The 21,210-nt window shown below is 47.6% G+C and carries 20 protein-coding genes; 8 read left to right on the top strand and 12 right to left on the bottom strand.

Annotated features, from left to right (window positions below; translation table 11 throughout):
* Positions 1 to 5: 5 nt before the first annotated feature.
* Entirely contained in the window at positions 6 to 479 is a 474-nt protein-coding gene (locus VNQ80_RS06070) for an Lrp/AsnC ligand binding domain-containing protein (RefSeq protein ID WP_325636567.1), read from the bottom strand.
* Between the two features lie 277 nt (positions 480 to 756).
* On the opposite strand from VNQ80_RS06070, the gene VNQ80_RS06065 reads away from it, so the two are divergent.
* Positions 757 to 1,794 carry a hypothetical protein gene (locus tag VNQ80_RS06065; RefSeq protein WP_325636566.1) on the top strand — a complete coding sequence of 346 codons (1,038 nt, stop codon included), beginning with the start codon at positions 757 to 759 and terminating at the stop codon, positions 1,792 to 1,794.
* Positions 1,795 to 1,798: 4 nt separating this feature from the next.
* On the opposite strand, the gene ruvC is transcribed toward VNQ80_RS06065, so the two are convergent.
* Together ruvC and VNQ80_RS06055 are read right to left on the bottom strand one after the other, a co-directional pair.
* Positions 1,799 to 2,365, bottom strand: a complete 567-nt coding sequence (gene ruvC / locus VNQ80_RS06060) for a crossover junction endodeoxyribonuclease RuvC (RefSeq protein WP_325636565.1) — start codon at positions 2,363 to 2,365, stop codon at positions 1,799 to 1,801.
* 136 nt (positions 2,366 to 2,501) lie between these two features.
* Complete coding sequence (locus tag VNQ80_RS06055; protein ID WP_325636564.1) at positions 2,502 to 3,332, bottom strand: energy transducer TonB; 831 nt, start codon at positions 3,330 to 3,332, stop codon at positions 2,502 to 2,504.
* A gap of 119 nt (positions 3,333 to 3,451) precedes the next feature.
* On the opposite strand from VNQ80_RS06055, the gene VNQ80_RS06050 reads away from it, so the two are divergent.
* Together VNQ80_RS06050 and VNQ80_RS06045 are read left to right on the top strand one after the other, a co-directional pair.
* Complete coding sequence (locus VNQ80_RS06050) at positions 3,452 to 4,426, top strand: lysylphosphatidylglycerol synthase domain-containing protein (protein ID WP_325636563.1); 975 nt, start codon at positions 3,452 to 3,454, stop codon at positions 4,424 to 4,426.
* Positions 4,407 to 5,546: a glycosyltransferase family 2 protein gene (locus tag VNQ80_RS06045; protein ID WP_325636562.1), complete on the top strand. Its 1,140-nt coding sequence runs from the start codon at positions 4,407 to 4,409 to the stop codon at positions 5,544 to 5,546. The genes VNQ80_RS06050 and VNQ80_RS06045 overlap by 20 nt, the downstream gene beginning before the upstream one ends.
* On the opposite strand, the gene VNQ80_RS06040 is transcribed toward VNQ80_RS06045, so the two are convergent.
* The 5 genes from VNQ80_RS06040 to VNQ80_RS06020 all read right to left on the bottom strand — a co-directional run bounded on the left by VNQ80_RS06040 (position 5,543) and on the right by VNQ80_RS06020 (position 9,217).
* Entirely contained in the window at positions 5,543 to 6,280 is a 738-nt protein-coding gene (locus VNQ80_RS06040) for a lysophospholipid acyltransferase family protein (protein WP_325636561.1), read from the bottom strand. The genes VNQ80_RS06045 and VNQ80_RS06040 overlap by 4 nt on opposite strands.
* Before the next feature lie 243 nt (positions 6,281 to 6,523).
* On the bottom strand, positions 6,524 to 7,060 hold the full coding sequence (locus VNQ80_RS06035) for a hypothetical protein (protein WP_325636560.1): 537 nt from the start codon (positions 7,058 to 7,060) through the stop codon (positions 6,524 to 6,526).
* 18 nt (positions 7,061 to 7,078) lie between these two features.
* Positions 7,079 to 7,783: an SDR family oxidoreductase gene (locus tag VNQ80_RS06030; RefSeq protein WP_325636559.1), complete on the bottom strand. Its 705-nt coding sequence runs from the start codon at positions 7,781 to 7,783 to the stop codon at positions 7,079 to 7,081.
* Between the two features lie 5 nt (positions 7,784 to 7,788).
* Positions 7,789 to 8,787 (bottom strand): lysylphosphatidylglycerol synthase transmembrane domain-containing protein, encoded by a 999-nt coding sequence (locus VNQ80_RS06025; RefSeq protein WP_325636558.1) that lies wholly within the window; start codon positions 8,785 to 8,787, stop codon positions 7,789 to 7,791.
* 94 nt (positions 8,788 to 8,881) lie between these two features.
* Complete coding sequence (locus VNQ80_RS06020; RefSeq protein WP_325636557.1) at positions 8,882 to 9,217, bottom strand: hypothetical protein; 336 nt, start codon at positions 9,215 to 9,217, stop codon at positions 8,882 to 8,884.
* A gap of 155 nt (positions 9,218 to 9,372) precedes the next feature.
* Here VNQ80_RS06020 and VNQ80_RS06015 point away from each other — a divergent pair, with 155 nt between their 5' ends.
* From VNQ80_RS06015 to VNQ80_RS05995, 5 genes are all read left to right on the top strand, one after another.
* On the top strand, positions 9,373 to 9,897 hold the full coding sequence (locus VNQ80_RS06015) for a hypothetical protein (protein WP_325636556.1): 525 nt from the start codon (positions 9,373 to 9,375) through the stop codon (positions 9,895 to 9,897).
* A 32-nt stretch (positions 9,898 to 9,929) separates the two neighbouring features.
* Positions 9,930 to 10,448, top strand: coding sequence for a DUF2911 domain-containing protein (locus tag VNQ80_RS06010; protein ID WP_325636555.1), 519 nt, complete (start codon positions 9,930 to 9,932; stop codon positions 10,446 to 10,448).
* Between the two features lie 78 nt (positions 10,449 to 10,526).
* Positions 10,527 to 11,399, top strand: coding sequence for a glucose-1-phosphate thymidylyltransferase RfbA (gene rfbA, locus VNQ80_RS06005; RefSeq protein ID WP_325636554.1), 873 nt, complete (start codon positions 10,527 to 10,529; stop codon positions 11,397 to 11,399).
* Positions 11,400 to 11,403: 4 nt separating this feature from the next.
* A complete protein-coding gene (gene gmd, locus VNQ80_RS06000) occupies positions 11,404 to 12,522 on the top strand; it encodes a GDP-mannose 4,6-dehydratase (protein ID WP_325636553.1) in 1,119 nt (372 codons plus the stop codon).
* 131 nt (positions 12,523 to 12,653) lie between these two features.
* Positions 12,654 to 13,595, top strand: coding sequence for a hypothetical protein (locus VNQ80_RS05995; RefSeq protein ID WP_325636552.1), 942 nt, complete (start codon positions 12,654 to 12,656; stop codon positions 13,593 to 13,595).
* An 11-nt stretch (positions 13,596 to 13,606) separates the two neighbouring features.
* On the opposite strand, the gene VNQ80_RS05990 is transcribed toward VNQ80_RS05995, so the two are convergent.
* The 4 genes from VNQ80_RS05990 to VNQ80_RS05975 form a co-directional block, all read right to left on the bottom strand.
* Positions 13,607 to 17,362 carry an ATP-binding protein gene (locus VNQ80_RS05990; RefSeq protein ID WP_325636551.1) on the bottom strand — a complete coding sequence of 1,252 codons (3,756 nt, stop codon included), beginning with the start codon at positions 17,360 to 17,362 and terminating at the stop codon, positions 13,607 to 13,609.
* Positions 17,363 to 17,455: 93 nt separating this feature from the next.
* Complete coding sequence (locus VNQ80_RS05985; RefSeq protein WP_325636550.1) at positions 17,456 to 18,226, bottom strand: succinate dehydrogenase/fumarate reductase iron-sulfur subunit; 771 nt, start codon at positions 18,224 to 18,226, stop codon at positions 17,456 to 17,458.
* 85 nt (positions 18,227 to 18,311) lie between these two features.
* The gene (locus VNQ80_RS05980) at positions 18,312 to 20,243 is read right to left on the bottom strand and encodes a fumarate reductase/succinate dehydrogenase flavoprotein subunit (protein ID WP_325636549.1); all 1,932 of its coding nucleotides are present in this window, start codon (positions 20,241 to 20,243) and stop codon (positions 18,312 to 18,314) included.
* 59 nt (positions 20,244 to 20,302) lie between these two features.
* A complete protein-coding gene (locus tag VNQ80_RS05975; RefSeq protein ID WP_325636548.1) occupies positions 20,303 to 21,076 on the bottom strand; it encodes a succinate dehydrogenase cytochrome b subunit in 774 nt (257 codons plus the stop codon).
* Between the last annotated feature and the right edge of the window lie 134 nt (positions 21,077 to 21,210).

The raw sequence follows: 21,210 nt of genomic DNA, 5'->3' as shown, positions 1-21,210 counted from the left end.
ACAACCTATGTTAGGCTGATTTGACGTTTTATGCTCTCCTCCAGTGAAATGATGGTTTCGGTCCGCTGTATGCCCTTCACAGCTTGGATGTCTTCGTTGAGTACTTTCCTTAAGTGGGTTGTATCACGGCATACGATTTTGGCAAACATGCTGTATGTACCGGTACAGTAATGCAGTTCGACTACCTCTTTCACCTGTTTCAATTGTGCTACTGCGTGATTGTATTGAGAGCCCTTCTCCAGGTAAATCCCAAGGAATGCGGTGATGTCAAAACCGATTTTTTGGGGGTTTATGATGAGGTTCGATCCCCGTATGATGCCGAGTTCTTCCATTTTTTTCATCCGCACATGGATGGTGCCGCCGGAGACGATCAATTTTTTTGCAATTTCGGTGTACGGTATAGACGCGTTATTCATCAAGATTGATAAAATTTGGGTGTCTAAGTTGTCTAATTCATAATTGTCGTTTCGTTTTTCCATGACTTGTTGTGGTTAGCTCAAATCGTTATTAATTCACTGTTTGGAGCGTTTACCGTCACATATCGATGCAGACCAATGCTGCGCGATAATGCATCCATTCCTTTTAATTTTCTGTACAAATGAGAATATTTGCTCAATTTAATGTTATAATAGGTATTCGTTGCCAATTCTTCAAAAATAGCCACTAAATTCCGATTATTTATGAAAATATTTCAATTTTTTATTGCGCAGTATCAAAACCGTATCTTTACCTAGCACAACGTGCCCATTAACAAGTATGGAAGAGGTCAAGATTTCCCGCAAAAAACCAGTATATGCCGTGAGTCCGGCATTGCGTAAATACTTACGCCATTACGAGCGTGAGGCACGTATGCCGATTAGTTATGAGCACCTGCTCGATTTTTATGAGACTTTGCCGGTAATGGATAAGCACGGCCGCGATACCTTATGGGAGACGCCCATTTATCCGCCACACGTGCAGGAAAGCCTATACAACGGACTTAAAATCATTTATGCGGAATTGAAGGCATCGGGTAATACACGTATTGTGGAGCACAAATACATCGACCGCGTCGAATACTGTGCTTTTGGCAATACACATCCATTCCGGATACGAATTGTAAACCGGCTGAACGATGTCTACGATTATTTTTATATAAAGCAGGCCGATGCATCGCGGATATACGGTTTGGAGTTGGAACAAATCATATCGCCCAACCCCGTAAATTATTTGGTCGGCGGGCAGACCCTTGTGGAAGAACATATCGTGGGGATACCTGGCGATGTGTTTACGAAGTCGTTGATGTACAATCCGGATTACAACCCCAAGCGGATCGCAAAGGAATTTGTGAAGTTCAATGAACGATGTATCATTACCCTGTTGGGTGATATGCGATCCTACAATTTCGTTGTTCAGATTACACCCGATTTTGATGATTTCCAATTCCGTATCCGGGCGATCGATTTTGACCAGCAATTTTATGAGGGCAACCCCAAGATATATAGGCCCCAATATTTCAAAGATAACCTGGCTTATGTGCAGCTGTGTATGGAGCACTTGACTGACCGTACGGCGCTGCAATACCAACAGGAAGAGCGGTCGTCTATCGTGCACCGGGTGCGTAGTGAGCGGCATCGCATCGCAGCGTTACGAGATGTATCCAATACGGAAGAATTGTCCACGCCTGAGAATGTAAAGCAACTCAGAGCGGGGTATGCAGCATACTATGAGAATAACCAATATTTGAAATGCCGCACGATGACTGATATCATCGAACTTAATATAAAGAATGTAATTAGGCAGGTGAAGCTTTGATGCGTTACTTCAGTCGGTCGGCATTATCCTTTACAAATGCTGCCCATCCGGAATAGTTGCCTTTCGAACCGGCTGCCCGTTGGTTTTGGAAGGCGTGGCATACGGCAGCCGCAAGTCCGTCGGTAGCGTCTAAAAACTGCGGTGTTTCGTCAAATTTAAGCAGGGTCTTCAGCATGGCTGCCACTTGTTCTTTGGCGGCGTTCCCGTTCCCGGTGACCGATTGCTTGATTTTACGCGGTGCATATTCGAAGATGGGGATGTTTTTATTCAATGCAGCCGCCATGGCGACGCCCTGTGCGCGACCGAGCTTCAGCATTACCTGGATGTTTTTACCATAAAAGGGGGCTTCCAGTGCCATGCAGTCAGGTCGGTATTGTTCGATCAACACGCTGATTTTCTCAAAAATACGTTGCAATTTAAGCGCGTGGTTGTCCAGGTGGTCCAATTTGATAACACCAAGATTGACCAACGTTAGCTGCTTGCCAACCTCCTTGACAATGCCATACCCTAGAATGGCCGTGCCTGGGTCGATTCCCAATATAATCCGTTCCGCCCTTGCCGTATTTTGCATGATGCAATATTAGGACTTTTCTGCGCAACTTGTGGATGTTTGCGATTATTACATCCTCGCAGGCGGCTAGCATACCTTTGTAAATCACTGACCCGCCAATTAGTGGGTCAGTGATTGATTTGCTTCAATACTGATGTTATTGACTGAGATCGAGGGCAATGGGCAACGTGTAGGCCACGCGTACCTCCCGACCGTTCTGCACGCCGGGCGTCCACCTTGGCGACGTCTTCAGTAACCTCACCGCCTCTTCGCCTGTGCCGAATTTGAGGTCGCGCACAATTCGGATATCCGTCAGTGAGCCATCGCGCTCCACAATAAATGTCAGGATGATTTGACCTTTAATCCCCGATGCCACCGCCTGTGTAGGGTAGCGATAGTTTTTTTGCACGTATTTAAGAAATGCTTCCATCCCGCCGGGGAAAGTCGGCTCGATTTCCACGGTGATAAATGGCGTATCACCCCTGCCTGCAGTTTCAGTTATCATGGCGTCGCCTTCGGCATGCCCCGCCGGTATGTCGATATAGATTTCGGCACTCGGATCGCCCTCGATGGTCTCCGAACCGGGGTTGGCGAGTTTGAGTGTTTCGGCCGACGGCGGATCTTCCGTTGCCATATCGGCCCTGACCACCACCGGAGGAGGCATGCGCACTTGACTCGTGCGGGGTAAAGGCCGTTCTGCGGCCGGTGGTTGTGGAAGCGGTTGGTCAACCGGTGGTGGCGACACCAGTTCGATGACGGTGCTTTTTTCAAGTGGATTTAGATGCTCCGACGTGCTGGGGAAGAGGTGCTGTTGGATAAGTGGTGTTAATAAAAGGATCACGAACACGGAGGAAGCGATAAGTAGTGCGAGTGTTTCAGTTTTTGACGCATCACGTCGCAACACGTATGCACCGTATTGCTTGTTGCGCCCTTCGAAAACGATATCCAGCCAAATCTGGCCGAAGATATCCTGCTTTGGATAATCCATAACGATTAAGATTGGTCTCCATTTCCTTATGGATGCGCGTCGCCGGTCAATTCCATAAATCATTCCATTGGGAATGGAGCAGATAAATTAGTAACATTGCACGCTAGAATCATTCGGGTTTGACTAATAAGACAAAGAAGAAGCTGGGCATTGCACTGAAGGTTGCCATTTTGGTTTTGGTAGCTTGGGTGCTCTACCAAAAGCTCAACAACCACCAGAACCTGAAGGAATTTGAACGGCTAATGCATAACCTGGGCACCGACACGGTGGTCATTACCTTATCAGTGGTGGTGGTGCTGATGTTTGCGAATTGGTTTTTGGAAGTGGTGAAGTGGCAATACCTGTGCCGCCCTATCGAACGTATAGGTTTATGGCGGGCTACGCAATCCGTATTCTGCGGATTAACATGGGCTGTTTTCACACCGAACCGTATTGGCGAGTACGGTGGACGCGTGATGTTTCTCCAGCCTCGCAAGCGCATCTTTGGCGTGGTAGCCATGGGGGTGGGGGCACTGGCCCAGTTGGTCCTCACGAGTGTCGCGGGCTCACTGAGCATCGCGTGGTTCGTCAATCGGTTTTTTGAAGTAACCACTGTTGGCGGTGCTGCCATTTGGGTGCTGGCTATCCTTTACGCCAGCTTTTTTTTGGTGCTGTATTTCAACGTACGGTGGATCAATAGCTGGATGCAGCGCATAGGGTTTCTCCGCAAATTCCATCGTTTTTTCGAAATCCTGACCCGCTATAGCCGCCGGGAGCTAGCCACTGTCTTTCTTAACTCGCTGGCTAGATTTATCATCTTCACATCGCAATATTGTATACTGATGCTGGTCATTATCCCCGATATTGAATTCCTGCCCATGTTGCTGCTTATCTTCATCCTCTTTTTTGTACAGGCGGCGTTGCCTACACTCGATCTGTTTGATTTCGGTGTGCGCAGTGTTACGGCGAGTTATTTGTATGCACATATTACCGACCAGGACATCGCCGTGATGGCAATCGCTTCGTGCGTTTGGTTTATAAACCTTATATTGCCCGCCATTTTGGGATCAGTGTTTGTCTTAAAAATAAACTTCTTTGGCGACACAACTAATTAGTATCGCGTTAGCTGTATTTACCGGAATATATGCGGTGCTGGTATGTTACATGCGGGCAGGATGGTCGTCGTTACCATCCTTCTCCAAAAAAAGTATCCCTAAAACAAGGGTGAGTATACTCATCGCAGCCCGCAATGAAGCGGCGAACATCGGCCGTACGCTTTCGGATATATTGGCCCAGGATTTTCCGATGGAGTTGCTGGAGATCATTGTGGTGGATGACCACTCCACAGACGATACGGCAGCAGTGGTGCGTTCGTTTGCCGAACGAGGCGTAAAACTTTTGAAACTGAACGAATCAGAACCCCTAAACTCCTATAAAAAGAAGGCGATATCTTCAGCTATCGAGATGGCAACGGGCGATTTTATCGTAACTACCGATGCCGACTGCCGGATGGAGAAGGATTGGCTGGCTACGGTTATCACTTTTGCCGAAGAAAAGGGACATGTGCTGGTTTCATCGCCGGTGGTATACTCCGAGCAGAAGAGTTTCTTTGAGGAGCTGCAAACGCTGGAATTTCTCTACTTGATTGGCCTCGGCGCGGCGGGTATCGGTAAAAAGCACGCATCCACCTGCAACGGAGCTAACCTGGCCTATCGGCGTAATGTGTTTTACGAATTGGGTGGCTTTAATGGGATTGACCACCTCGCCTCGGGCGATGATGAGCTGTTTTTGCACAAGGTTGCCGGAAAATACCCAAATAGGATAGGCTTCTGCAAATCGAGGAGTGCGATTGTATATACCGATGCCAAAAGGACGCTGCGCGGTTTCATCAACCAGCGCCGGCGTTGGGCCTCCAAAAGCACGCACTATAAAAATAAGGGGATTGTGGCGCTGGGTTTGGCGATATGGATGTTTAACCTATTGCTGTTGCTCACAGGGCTAGCCTCCTTTTTTTTCGAAGTAAGCAGTTACTTGGTCGGCGGTTTGCTTGTGGCGATAATGTTGAAATTAGCTGTGGAGGCTTTCTTTCTTTACCCGTTATGCCGGTTTGCCAACCGGATGGATTTGCTGGCATACTTACCCATACTGACCGTCCTGCATATCGTTTACATGGTCTATATCGGCATAGCCGGGAACCTAGGTAAATATCAATGGAAAGGACGACGGGTCAATTAACTCGTTTTTATTTTTTCCCTGATTTTCGCTTCCGCGGTTGCCACTACCTCTTCCGGATTCCGGCCCTGTGGATTGATGGGTTCGAGTACTTCCCACGACATCCGTGTGAAGGTGTTGAGTGGGAAAAAACCGTAACGTACCATTTGCCACGAATTGTTGATTGCTATAGGCACCACAAGTACCTGCGGCACTTTTTTCAATATCGTGGCGATACCCCCAACGTTGAATGGCTTAATGACGCCTGTTTTGGCACGGGTCCCTTCAGGGAAGATGAAGGCCGACCAACTCTTGGTTTTCATGTTGTTGGCCAGCTTCAGTATTTCTGCGATGGATTGTTTAGGGTCCTTGCGGTCAATATTGGCCGCGCCACCATGGCGCAGGTTGAATGATATGCTGGGTATGCCCTTTGCTAGTTCGATTTTAGAAATGAATTTACCTTGGTGTTTACGCAGAAAGAAAATCAGCGGCGGGATGTCATACATGCTTTGGTGGTTGACTACGAAAAGTAAAGGCCGGCCCACCGGTAGTTTTTGCCGGTTGGTAAACGTTACTGTATTGCCCAATACGTAATAGGTGCAAAGCAGACACAGATTAAGGGCCTCTACGCACCGCATGTGCGCAGGGTATCCGCCCAATTTCAGGCATAACCATTGGATAGGATGGAACACGGTAATAATAATACCAAAAAGCAGGTAAAAAATAGGAGAGAGGACGTACCCGGCAAATTTTCTCATGTGTGGTAATACCCTGGTATATATGTTGAAAGTCGCAAACTTAGATAAATTATTGATATCTTGTTCGTTTTTTTGGCATCAATGAAATCGCTTTGCTAGTTATTGATTTTTTCAATTGTCTTTCTTCGGTATCAATGAAATCGCTTTGCTAGTTATTGATATCTTGTTCGTTTTTTTGGCATCAATGAAATCGCTACGCTAGTTATTGATTTTTCCGAAATGGGCCGTCGTTTTTGGCCTTTCCTACCGGACAACGGGCCGGTTATTGAAACTGCGACGGGTATAATTGCCCGGTATGGCATGGTCGCCCTCCGCGAAATCGAAATGAACAACCTCGATATCCGGCAGTTCGGTATATGCGTAGGTGGCTTCCATGATATACACCCGTGCCCCAGACGACCCCATTTGCTGGGTGAGGTAGCTGGCATCGGCAATTCGCACAAAAAGCGTGTCATTGGAGATGCGGTCTACTTCAAGCTCAATTTCAGGATAATTGGTGCGCAACGCCAGTGTCAATGCGTCTACAGTCAGCGACGTTCGGTCGAAATCGGTGTTTTTTTCTGCCTCTAACTGTTCCGATTCGTCATCAAAAACGGCAATGTAGGGCAACGCGGGCAATGGCGCCCCTATATCTGCAGCAATCTCCGATGCCGGGTCCTCCTGTATCGCCTCCGAAGCATTGTTCCGCGATTCATTTTGGCAGGAAAGGACAATAAGCACGAATACGGCTGGCCATAATCGCAATGCCTTGATGAAATGAATATTTTTAATCTGTATCATAACGTTAGCCTATTTATTTCACGGAGTCGTTACCGCTACTGGTAAGACCTTTCCATTGAAAAGGCGATGGCCCTTGAGCGCGAACTGGGCGATATAGGCTCCCATTTCGTGCGCGGTAACCGGCGACTCATACTGTGGAAACGCATTTGCCAGCATTTCTGTTTGCGCCGAACCCAAAGCTAAACAATTTATTTTAATCGCCTTAGCTTCAAGCTCCATAGCCAAGCATTCTGTAAGCGCATGCAGGGCAGCCTTACTGGCTGAATAAGCAGCTAACCCTGGAAACTTCACGCTGCCCTGAAATCCACCCATGCTGCCGATATTGACGATATGGCTATCGGGTGGCATCAGCGGGAGAAGGTGCTGTATCATCCGCACATGGCCTAGTAAATTGCCTTCGAACATCGCGGAAAAGTCGTTGATGGATGTTTTTTCGAAAGACCTGTTGATAAGCACACCGGCATTGTTGACCAGCGTGTCTACCCGTCCTAGTTTCTCCACCACAAATGGAAGAAACTCCTTCGCGTAATCGCCATGTACGATGTCAAAAACGAAAGGGTGGATGACCGCATCGGGTGCGCGCTTAAGCGCCGTTTCCCGCAGCTTTTCCAATCCGTCCCGTGAACGGGCAACGGCAACCACAGGGTGCCCCGCATGGGTTAGTGCCAGCGCTGTCTCAAACCCGATTCCCTTGCTTGCTCCGGTAATTACAATAGTAGCCATGGTTTTTATATTGATTCAGTCATTGCATCATCGTCCAAGCGGTCCAAGTCGGCCTCGGTGGCAGTAGGTAGCTTATCTTCGCCCAATCCCTGTGGGCGGAAGATAAAATACGAGCCAATTGCGGCCAACAACGCCGAAGTGAGGTAGAATAAGAGGCTGATGAGTATGGCGAGATGGGCGTCGAGCTGGAAATACTTTGCACCAAAAACGAACACCATTTCACGTGCGCCAAGCCCACCAACAGTGAATGGTACAACCGCTACCAACGAAGAGACGAGGAACATCAATAAGTAAGGAGCGAATTTACCGTCGAAACCCAATGCATAAAGTAAAAAAATAGCACAGATTACCTGCATCGATTGCGTGCCTAATGCTTTGAGGTGTGTGCGGAAGAAACGTTTGCTGTAGTCGGAAAAGTACCTTCGTACAATGGTATAATACACCACCGATCCGATGACAACAACGATGATGGGCACTTGGTTTGGGATTTGTAGGCGCGGAATGAAAATCACCAAAGCGGAGGTAATCAAACATAATGCCCATAACCCACTCAACCGGTCGAAGAAGACCGCAGATAAGAGTTTGCGGCCCTTTATACTGAATTTACGCCGTAAGAAGTAAATTTTGTAACCGTCGCCGCCCACACCACCGGGAAGGAAAAGGTTGTAGAACAACCCCAAGAGATACAGTCGGAAATTATACCGCTCGGAAAGTACCAGTCCCACACCCTTGAAAAAGCCGTTGAGGCGTGAGGCGGCAATCACGATCGAACATCCATAGGCGACGAAGGCTAGGCCTAAAAAAAGCGGGTTGGAGTCAGCAATGGTCTGCCCGATAAATTGCCAGAAACTGGGGGGGTATTCATCCGAACCAGCTTCGATGTTTTCCATCGCCTGTTCGTGGTAGTCGGCCTCCACTTTACTGAATACCCAATATAACGCAATAGCGGTAATGCAAACCTTTAAAATGGTCTTCGAGATTCGCCATATCTGCTTCTTTGTCATGGATGTTATCGCACGTTGTTTGGACAAATGCCCGAAAGAAAATGATGCATGAAGCCCCAAAGGTAGCAAAAGACGATGACTATCGCGCCAAGCATCAGCCGAAGATGATGGGGTAAAGCCGTACGTATACCATGGCTACATAGCTGATGAGGAGCGCGGTGTTTAACGACAGCATCCAGTTGAGGTCAGTTTTCTGGTACTTATAACGGAGGGTCAGAAAAAGCAGCACAAGGAAACTTGCAAAGAGTAAGCCGGGAAATATTAGTGCCCATTTGTTTTCGATATATACAAACGTTTCGCCGTATGACCGTGTAGTCTCTTGTTCAAGAACAATGGGTGCGAAAGCGAACAGTAGAAGTAAAATGAAAAGGCGTACCAATAATTTTGCCGCAAATTGACTGATGGTATGGTTTTTGGACTGAATTGCCATGCAAAGTGGATAATGTGTCTTTCTTACAACAAACATACATGAATATCCCTATGGCGCATAAAAATAATTCATTTCGTAGCTGAATCCGTATCTTTACGTCATGAAAAAGCTTAGGTAAAGCTTGGTTATGTAATCCATTTAGTAAGTTTAAAAACATGAATAAAACGTTATTTTTCTTTGTAGCCCTGCTATCGGCATCTTTTTTATTAACTTCCTGTACAGCCCAGCAAGGTGCGGTAGACGGCGCACCTTCCGCAGCTTCATGGCGTAAAGGGGTAAAAGGTCAATGGGTACTATACTCGGTAGATAAGGAGAATGTTCCCACGGCATACAGTGTGAAAACGATTTTTGAAGAAGCGCCTGCCGAGTGTTTTATAGGTAGCGTGTGGAATTTGCCCAACAATGGCAAGGGTAGCATTACCTTCGACGCGGAAGGAACGCTTTGTGCTCCCGGTGCGGTGCGAAATATCGTATGGTCCGTTTATAATCCTGGTAAAGGCAATGGGGAGCCAAAATTTCAGTTCAAGAAAATCTATCCGGGCGATAAGCCGAGTAATGTGACAGCTGGATACCGGTTGGATTTGTCATATGCTGATGCGGATCAGTTGACGATGCGGATGCCGCTTGATTTGGATGGCCAAACCGGTTATCTGGTATTCAATTTCGAACGTCTCCAGTAAAATAATTGATGAACACGTAAAATAGAAACGTTATGAAAGCAACCCTGTTATCCTTGTTGGCGGTAGTGGTTATGTCTACCGTCGCTTTTGCGCAGCAAGATAAAAGCAAGCGGGCCAGTCCGCCAGACAGCATTACCGTGACGACCGATGACGGCGTAACGATAGCCATCCATTACAGCAAACCCTCATTGAAAGGCCGTGAAATCGGTGTCGATATTGCTCCTTTCGGTAAGGTTTGGCGTACCGGTGCTAATGAAGCGACAACATTTGAAATAAACAAAGACGTATTGGTGCAGGGGCAGCCCCTTGCTGCTGGAAAGTATAGCCTGTATTCCATTCCTGGCGAAAAGAACGTCACGCTAATTTTCAATAAGGTCTGGGACCAATGGGGTACACGTTATGACGAAGCACAGGATGCATTGCGCGCAGACGCCACCCCTTCAGAGACCGATGATGCCGTGGAGCAATTCACCATCACCGGCGATAAAGATGGAACGGTAACCCTGCTATGGGGCGCTTATGCTGTTCCGTTCTCGGTCTCTGTACAATAGCGGCGATCTTTCACCTTTTTCGGGCAGTTCGCTTAAAAATTAATAGCTTTGCCTTTCTGTTCATTAGAAGCACAAAAAGTGAAAGGTATTATTTTGGCTGGGGGGTCCGGCACCAGGTTGCATCCGTTAACACTGGCTGTAAGCAAGCAGTTGATGCCGGTTTACGATAAGCCGATGATTTATTACCCCCTCTCTACACTTATGTTGGCCGGGATCCGGGAAGTGTTGATTATTTCGACGCCACATGACCTACCCGCTTTCCGTAAGTTATTGGGCGATGGGTCGCAAATCGGTTGTTCGTTTTCCTATAAAGTACAAGAGGAGCCTAATGGGTTAGCTAAGGCGTTTGTAATCGGTGAGGATTTTGTGGGGAATGATAAAGTGGCGCTGATATTAGGCGACAACATATTCCACGGTGAGGGCTTGTCGCGCTTGCTGCAGCAAAGTGCCGACCCTGAGGGAGGGGTGGTCTTTGCCTATCCGGTTTCCGACCCGGAGCGATATGGTGTGGTTGAGTTTGACAGCGACCAGCGGGTCGTATCCATCGAAGAGAAGCCAATTCAGCCCAAATCAAATTATGCCGTGCCGGGGTTATACTTTTATGATAATTCTGTCATCGACATTGCTAAAAATATTCAGCCATCAGCACGTGGTGAATATGAGATAACGGATGTGAATAAAGTCTACCTTCAGCAGGGTCGATTAAAAGTAGGAGTGTTCAGTCGCGGAACCGCATGGTTAGATACCGGCACTTTTACGTCCCTTATGCAGGCCGGGCAATTTGTGCAGGTTATTGAAGAGCGGCAGGGTCTAAAAATCGGTTGCATCGAGGAAGTCGCCTACCGTATGGGCTATATCGATGCGGCGCAGCTCGATGCCGTTGCTCGTCCGTTGTTAAAAAGCGGTTATGGGCAGTATCTATTGAAATCGGTATTAAAACAACATCGTTGATTACATGGCTAAGACTGCATTAATCACGGGTATAACCGGGCAAGACGGTGCTTATTTGGCTGAACTCCTTCTCGGAAAAGGATATATTGTGCATGGCGTAAAGCGTCGAAGCTCATTATTCAATACGGATCGTATAGATCATTTGTACCAGGATCCGCACGAGACCAATCGGCATTTCACATTGCACTATGGTGACCTTACCGACGCCACGAATCTTATCCGTATTGTCCAGGAAACGCAGCCTGACGAGATTTATAACCTAGCAGCGCAAAGCCATGTAAAAGTGAGTTTTGATACCCCCGAATATACCGCAAATGCCGACGGGCTGGGTACCTTACGGCTGCTGGAAGCTATCCGGTTGTTAGGGCTGGGCAACAAATGCCGTTTTTACCAAGCGGCAACGTCAGAATTATATGGTTTGGTGCAGGAAGTGCCACAGAACGAGCGGACGCCTTTCTATCCGCGGAGCCCGTATGCAGTTGCCAAGTTGTATGCCTATTGGATCACCGTCAATTACCGGGAAGCGTATCAGCTTTATGCCTGCAATGGTATACTCTTCAACCACGAGAGCCCAATTCGGGGCGAAACATTTGTGACGCGGAAAATCACGCGCGCGGTCGCCCGCATTGCATTGGGATTGCAGGATAAGCTATTCCTTGGTAATCTATCGGCACAACGCGACTGGGGTCATGCGAAGGATTATGTCGAGGCAATGTGGCTCATGCTGCAACAAGAAATGCCTGAAGACTACGTAGTGGCTACCGGCATTACCACTACGGTACGCGATTTCGTGAAGCTGAGCTTCGCCGAGCTGGGGATCGATGTTGAATTCAGCGGAAAGGGTGATCGTGAAAAGGGTGTTATCATTGATGTTGATGAGACAAGGTTGGCCGCATTGGGCATTGATACAACACGTATCAAGTTCGGTCAAACCGTTGTTAAGATAGACCCTACCTATTTTAGGCCCACCGAAGTGGATATGCTGATCGGCGACGCGACCAAGGCGCAACGCCAACTTGGCTGGCAACCGAAATACGACCTTGATGCGTTGATAAAAGACATGGTACAAGCCGATCTTCAACTGATGCGCAAAGAGGAATACCTTCGTGGCGGTGGTTTTTAATCATTGAACCTTTCTGGGAAACGCAATAAGAACCTGCCGTCAACAACGAGTTTGGGTAGACGGTGTATGTTGGAACAATTTTTGCATTGTGTTGAGCTGCTGTGTTAGCGAAGGCTTGTTGTCTATAAACCATGCAAGAAATACGTACGATGCAAGAAAAAGGTATCGAGTCCGTTCCGGAAGAGTCGAGAAAGGATTCCACCAAGATTTACTTCTTTGTGGTGGCCATTGCAGCGTTGCTCGCAACCAACGTGTATTTTTATGTTAAATACAAAAGTACAGACGATAAGGTGTATGAGCTCACCGAGGAGAAAGTAAGTATGGAAGCCGAAATAGACCGTATCGAAGCGGAGCTAGATCGGTTAACGGATAATAATATTGAACTCAACGCCACGTTGATGAGTGCGCAAGACAGTGCACGCACTACAATAGCGATGTTGCGCGCAGAGCTGGCTAAAAGCAATCTTACCCGGGAAGAGTTGGGTAAAGCCCAACAGGAAATCAACCAATTGAAGCAGCAAGTATCGAGTTATTTACAGGAAGTGGAAGTGCTTCGTAAGCGGAACGCCCAATTAATTACCGAGCGGGATGAATTGAAGGAGGAAGTCTCAACTTCTTCCGATCGCCTTGCCGAGCTCGAGGCGCAGCATACCGATTTGGTCGATATCGTGAAGTTGGCATCGGCCATTAAGATATCGAGCATTTCCATCAACGGGGTTAGACAACGAAGTAACGACCGGGAGAATATGGAGACCCGAGCACGCAGGGTTGACAAATTGCGGATTGATTTTTCACTGGCAGACAACCCACTGGCTGAAATCGGAGAGCACGATGTCTACATGCGTGTTATCGATCCCAATGGCAACCTGCGGACCACGGATGACTACGGGCTTTTCGAAGCAGATGGCAGGCAAATGCAATACACCTACAAAACCACGATAGGTTTTGAGAACGATGGTGCTGCATACACCATCGAATGGGCCGATGTAAGGGGCTTTCAGAAAGGAACCTATACCATTCTACTCTATGCCGATAATGCGGTAATGGGGCAAAGCAGTGTTGTATTGAAATAGGTCTTGCAGCATCAGTCCACCGCTTGTTGGACTTTCACCGATGGAATGCGTATGAAAAACGTAGTCCCCTTACCGACGAAAGTTTCGTACCAAATGCTACCGCCCATTCCCTCTACCGCTTGTTTTACAAATGCCAATCCCAGTCCCGTGCCCGAACTCTTTGTGGTGAAATTGGGCTGGAACAGCTTTCCCCTGGCTTCGGGATTGATACCTTCACCATTATCCTGAATGGCTATCGCCACAAAATGGTCTGTGTCATAGTTAATGGCAATATTGATTTGACATCGCCGTTTCGTAATTGCCGCCTCAATCGAGTTCTTGATCAAATTATTGAAAGATCGTAGCAATTGGTCGCGGTCGCCCTGTATGGTAATGGTATTTTCACCACAGGTATTTGTGATCGTTATCCGCACGCCCACGTTATTACGGAATACTTCGACAGCCTTCGCCAGAATGTCCAGTACATCGACCTCCTTGAGCTGCGTATCGGGCATTTTGGCAAATTCCGAAAACTCGGATGCGATGTGCGAGAGGCTGTCTATCTGTTCGATAAATGATTCACTGAACTTTTCAAACCGTTCTTCAAACCGAGGGTCTTTTTCTTTCCAAGAACGCTCCAATTGCTGGATGCCGAGTTTTAAAGGCGTAAGCGGATTCTTGATTTCATGGGCTACCTGCTTGGCCATTTCACGCCAAGCCGATTCACGTTCGGAGCGCATAATAGTGTTTGCGCTCTGTTCGAGCGCAACGATCATCAGGTTGTATTCCTTGATTAGACTACCGATTTCATCGTGCCGTTTCCAGAAAATAGGTTCGTTCGGCTTGCCGATGCTGGTCTTGGCGAGGCTGCGTTGTACAAGCGCAAGCGGTGCGGTAATTTTATTGGCCACAAATACCGCGAACAGTCCGAGGACCAAAATGACCAATGCATAGATATTGATGAGTGTGTTGAGTAAGAGACCCACGTTCTGGTCGAATTCTTTCCGATAGCTATAATGGGGCAAACTGAGGAAAGCCACCGCTTCATACTCGTCGTTTCTGATGGGGGCATAAGCGGCAATAAAGTTCAATCCACCGATCTGCTCGTGCTGTAAAACTTCAGACCGCTGGTACTTTGCCATATGCAACCAGGCGTGCGGTTGCATGTAACGCGACAGAAGACGGAGGTCATAGATGCGCGGCTGCGTCGAATAAATCAGCTGCCCATCCGTATCGTAAAGATTGAGGTCGGCAGCAACAGCCTCGGCAATGGTATTGAATTGCTCATCTGCCGACAACCCTCGATTCAAGTCCAGTTCCTTAAGCCAACGGGATTCCAGCCTAGATGCAATATCCACTACATATTGCAATACTCCACTTTCCTGTTGTTTTTTAAACTGGCTACTGATACTGAAGAACGTGATGATGCCGGCTACGATCAGTGTGGTCACTACCGCTACAACCATAAATGTTTGGATACGGGTACTATATAATATTTTATTGGAGAGAATCAGGAAACTCCATCGGAGGTTTCGCAAACTGAAGTCATTACTATTCAGCGTCAAAACGAGCCAGCGGGAGATGAATGCTAGTATGGCAAACAATAGAAACACTAGGAAAATAAACGATAGTGCGGCCAGTTGCATCCAACTGCTGCGCTGCGGCCAGCTCACCACAATCAAGGTATGGCTATTGGGTCTGCGCATCATGTGCTCATAGCTATCATCGGTGCCAAGCGAGATAAACTTTCGCAGTTCATTAGGATAAGCATCCGCAGACAACGGGTATACGTAGTCTCCGTATTGGCTTACAAGATTACCATGCCGGTAAAATGCATAGGCATATCCAGCTATTAATTCGGTTTGCTGTTGGTCGATTCTACTATCGGCAAGGATATCCGGATAGGAAGATAGCTGACTGAACGACCGATTTTGAAGTTCGATGAGCAGAATACCCAATAGTTCACCTCCTTCCTGCACAGGTAATTGAGCAAAGTATTCAAAATTGCCGAACCTGCTGTTTCCACGGTAGAAGTTTTCAGATACTTTAATCGCACCCGAAATGACCTTTTCGCGATAGGCCTGCCGCTTGCTGGCCGAACTGTTGCCGATGGGTACCCAATCGGTGTCATATTCGTTGGCCACGAATTCGTAGCGCGAGAGATACCCGCTCAAGTAGGTCCTTTTTAGATGCTCGTTGAGCAACTCGCGGTTTTCACTTCGCGGTCTCTTGAAATAGTCGATGAGGGTGGTATCCTTCACGATCTCTTTCTCCAAATCATGGAAAAGTGCAATCGCGTTAGCATCATCAACGGACTCCAGCCGGGATATGGCGATTTTTTGTTTTTCCTCTTTTTTGTAGCGTTGAAACTGACCATGTTTTATTGCCGTGATGGAGGCCAGCAACAATAAGGTAGCAATGAATACGGCCAAGTCGAATCGGCGTTCGCGCCGGGTATACCATGCCCGCAATCCAATCAACGCGCTTAGCAGCAGGAAAGTGAGCGGTGGATTATGGAATGAAAAACCATCGATGTATATGAGTATTCCGACGATAATCACTACGGTTATCCCGATGAGGAGTAATCGCTTTTGGTTGGGAATGAGTGCATGCGCGGCTCCAACCAGTAAGTCGACGAGCAGTAGGAGCGACATCATGCTCAAGCATAACGCGAATATGCCGATCCAGCTGTAAAAGCTAAGGTCCATTATATTGGTAACATCAAAATTGATGTCGGAATTTGTTACCAACCCTGAAAACACATTGGTCATTGCATAGCTAACGCCATAAATCACAGCACCTAGAATAAAGATCATCAGGATGCTCCCTACCTTGGTACGTGCTATTGCGGGTAGGTCAAGCTGTTTTCTGAAGGTGTATAGGTAGCCAATGAACCAAGTGAATGCGATGATGTTGAGGAGAAATCCGCCTAAATGCGGAAAGAGGAAGCTGGATGCGAAATTGCGCGAGTCGAACAGTCCTGTGTAGAAATGGGAAGACAACCAGCCATAGTGGAGGTCCAAATAACGGATTCCCGCCAAACAGCACGCAAATAATACTACCGAAGACCATACCCAACCCCGCCGGGCTAACCAGCTGCACATGATATTGAGCAGAAGTACCACGGAAAGCCCCGCGAGCATCCACATGGTCAGTTCCAGCTTGGAAAAAAAGGTATCGTGGCGACCTTCACTGAGCTTTACGGAAAAAAGATACTCGCCGGTCGTACTCCTGATGTTATAAATCAGGTGGTCATCATAATTCGCAATCTCCAGATTATTGGTTTCGATGAGGTTTTTAGAGAATCTGTCCTGCAGGTACTCATTGTTCTTCTGGAAGTCAGACTTGATCGGGATTAGGAATAGCACCGAAAAATTACCCGTACTTCTTTTGATGGACTCATACCATCCGTTGCCGGTTTTGATGATATCCACGCCGTCGGTAATACCTGCATCCGTTTTTGGGACAAATTTGTCGGTACCCCAGATGACCAGCTCGCTATTGATATAGACGAACGGGTAGATATCATGCTGATCCACGAAGTAGTCGATTATTTCCTCGGCTTGGTTTACATCGGTTTCTATCGTTTTAAGGGCGTTAAATCGGTTGTTGTCGTTCAGGAAGTCGAATACAACGTGTTCCTTCTTATGGAGGTTGTTTTGGATACGTCGACCATCGAGGAGTAAGATTTCCTCTTGATTAAATGTAAGGTTTATGGTGACGGCGGTGCCTATGAAGCACAACGTCAACACCAGTAACAATAGCCTTATTTTGACAACCGTACTCACCGTTTATAGCTGCTAATTTACGCAATAAAAATAGAAACCCCCGCAATATTACGTAATTGCGAGGGCTTCCTAGTGGACTAATATGCCGTTAGCTTAATGCACTTCTTCTTCCTTAAAAATCTTGGCGGTAAGGTATTCACGGTTCATCCGAGCAATATTCGTCAGTTTAATTCCCACAGGACACTCCGCCTCGCAGGCGCCGGTATTGGTGCAGCTGCCGAAGCCTTCCGCGTCCATTTGGTCAACCATGGCTTGCGCACGGCTGTACCGTTCTGTTTGGCCTTGTGGTAATAAGGCGTATTGCGATATTTTGGCTGAAACAAACAGCATGGCCGATGAATTTTTACAGGCTGCCACGCAAGCCCCGCAACCGATGCATGTAGCCGATTCAAATGCTTCGTCGGCAACCACCTTTGGAATCGGAATGCCGTTTGCATCGGGAACTCCTCCCGTATTTACATTGATATACCCGCCCGCTTGTTGGATACGGTCGAATGCAGTCCGATCTACCGCCAGATCCTTGATTACGGGGAATGCCGAAGCACGCCAAGGCTCGATGACAACTGTCTGCCCATCGTGGAAGCTTCGCATATGGAGCTGGCAGGTGGTGGTCAATTGTTTTGGGCCATGTGGCCGGCCATTGATGTAGAGCGAACACATGCCACATATGCCTTCGCGGCAATCGTGGTCGAAGTGGATGGGATCTTCACCTTTCCGCACCAGTTCTTCGTTCACCACGTCCAGCATTTCGAGGAAAGACATGTCCGGCGATATGCCGTTCGCTTGGTAGGTTACAAACTTACCCCTGGTATTGTTATTCTTTTGGCGCCATACTTTTAGCGTCAGGTTCATGTTTCCGCTCATTGTTTCTCTATTTACGATTTTAGATGTACGATTTCACAAAGCCCGTTTACCTATCAATCCAAAATCTACAATCCAAAATCTACAATCACTTATAACTCCGTTGTGTCAATTTAACATTCTCAAACGCCAATGTTTCTTTGTGGAGTACCTCAGGTTGGTCGGATCCTTTGTACTCCCATGCGGCTACGTAGCTAAAATTCTCATCATCGCGTTTGGCCTCGCCTTCTTCGGTCTGACTCTCTTCGCGGAAGTGGCCGCCACACGATTCGCGGCGATTGAGGGCATCGTCTACCATCAGTTCGCCCAACTCGAGGAAATCAGCTACACGGCCCGCTTTTTCGAGCGATTGGTTCATCTCTTCGTTCTCACCCAATACAGTCACATCATCCCAAAACTCCTGTCGCAGTTCTCTGATAAGTCCTTTGGCTTTGGTGAGACCTGCCTCGTTACGTGCCATGCCGCAGTATTCCCACATGATGTGGCCGAGCTTTTTGTGGATGTCATCCACCGTTTTATTCCCTTTCAGCGAAAGTAGCCGATTTACGCGATCTTCCACCTCTTTACGGGTTTTTTCGAAATTCGGGTGATTCTTATCAACCGGCGCGAAGCCCAAACTTGCCAGGTAATCACCAACGGTGTAAGGAATGACAAAATATCCATCGGCCAAGCCCTGCATCAATGCCGAGGCACCTAGGCGATTGGCGCCGTGGTCGGAGAAATTACACTCGCCGAGGGCATACAATCCGGGAACGGTTGTCATCAGGTTGTAATCCACCCAAACGCCGCCCATGGTGTAGTGTACGGCTGGATAGATACGCATGGGCTGCTTATACGGGTTTTCGTCTGTAATCTGATAATACATATCAAACAGGTTGCCGTATTTTGCGCGTACCGCATCCTCTCCCAATCGCTTGATGGCATCTTCGAAATCGAGGAATACCGCCACACCCGAAGCGCCTACGCCGCGGCCTTCGTCTACGACCTCTTTTGCGTTGCGCGACGCGACATCACGGGGTACGAGGTTACCGAAAGAAGGGTATTTGCGTTCCAGGTAATAATCACGGTCTGCTTCTTTGATGTCCGCGATTTTGATTTCACCTTTACGTAATTTTTGGGAGAGTTCCACCGTTTTAGGTACCCATACGCGACCATCGTTACGCAATGATTCTGACATCAGTGTCAGTTTGGATTGGTGGTCGCCCGTTACGGGGATACAAGTAGGGTGTATTTGTGTATAACATGGGTTGGCAAAGAAAGCCCCTCGTTTATGGGCTCGCCACGCGGCGGTGACGTTACAACCCATGGCATTAGTCGAGAGGAAAAACACATTACCATATCCCCCTGTGCATAGGAGCACCGCGTGGCCTTCGTGCGATTCGATAGCCCCCGTTACCATGTTGCGAGCAATGATACCGCGAGCATGGCCATCGATCGTCACCAAATCCAGCATTTCATGCCGATTGTACATTTTCACCGTGCCTTTATTGATTTGGCGGTTTAATGCAGAATAGGCGCCCAACAACAGCTGCTGACCCGTTTGGCCACGGGCGTAGAATGTACGGGAAACTTGGGCACCACCAAACGAACGGTTATCTAGCAATCCGCCATATTCACGGGCGAAAGGTACGCCCTGCGCCACGCACTGATCGATAATATTCACCGATACTTCTGCCAAGCGGTGTACGTTAGCTTCGCGCGAGCGGTAATCGCCGCCCTTTACCGTGTCGTAAAACAGCCGGTAAACGCTGTCACCGTCGTTCTGATAATTCTTAGCCGCATTGATTCCGCCTTGGGCAGCAATGGAGTGCGCCCGGCGTGGGCTGTCCTGGTAGCAAAATGCCTTCACATTGTAGCCGAGCTCTGCGAGTGAAGCAGCGGCCGATGAGCCGGCCAAGCCGGTACCGACCACAATGATGGTATATTTTCGCTTATTGGCCGGATTGACCAACTTCAGGTTGAACTTATGTGTCGACCATTTTTCGGCCAGTGGCCCTGCTGGTACTTTCGAATCTAACATATAATGATGTCTGTTATATCGTTGTGCCCGGCAAACCCTGCGCGGGCATCACAAAATAGCTAGTTAACGAAATAGAAATATAACGGCATAGCCGCAAACCCAAGGGGGATGGCCACACCAAATAACCAGATACCAATGAATCGGATAACGGGTGCATATTTTTTATGGTCCCAACCCAACGTTTGAAACGCGCTCTTGAATCCGTGGATCAGGTGGAACGAAAGGGCACCCATGGCGATAACGTAAAATGCAACCAGAATCCAATTGTTAAACGCAAACTGCACCTGCTTATACAGGTCTTTGGCCTTGAGTATCTCGATATCGTTGTCTACATACTTAACATAGTCCGTATACTCTTTGCCAATCAATTCGGTTACGGTAGTTTCCTGAGTGGCCAAATCGGTGCGGTATTCGACGTAAGGTACGTCTTCATTATGATATTTCCACCAGAAATTACTCATATGGGTTACAATAAATACCAGCAATACCGTCCCCAGTATCCCCATATTGCGTGAGTTCCAAGCACTGTTGGCCGACCCGTGATAAACTGCATAACCCACCGGCCTTGCCCTTTTATTGTGTATGGTTATAATCACCGCATAAATAGCGTGTATAACGATGGATGCGTAAAGCAAATATGAAACGACTTTAATAGGTGTAAAGTGCGTCATGAAATGAGCGTAGTCGTTGAATGCTTTCCCATGGTCGTTATAAAATAGCTGAAGGTTACCGATAAGGTGGACAATCAGAAATGTGCACAAAAACAGACCGGTTAAGCTCATGACGAGCTTCTTCCCAAGCGATGAGGAAAGTAGTGGTTTGGACTTATTCATTCTCCTCGAATATTAAATTTTGGTAAGCAAATCTACCAATTGATTCAATACACCGGGAAACAAACAAGCAAAATCATTAATTTAGAACTGTTCTAATGTTTTGGGTGTGCCAAAACAAAAGCGCCACGCAGATA

It is taken from the genome of Parapedobacter sp., assembly GCF_035556095.1.
GTDB lineage: Bacteria > Bacteroidota > Bacteroidia > Sphingobacteriales > Sphingobacteriaceae > Parapedobacter.
The sequence above is the reverse complement of the archived record's forward strand: the minus strand, read 5'-3'. Positions and strand labels throughout refer to the sequence as shown.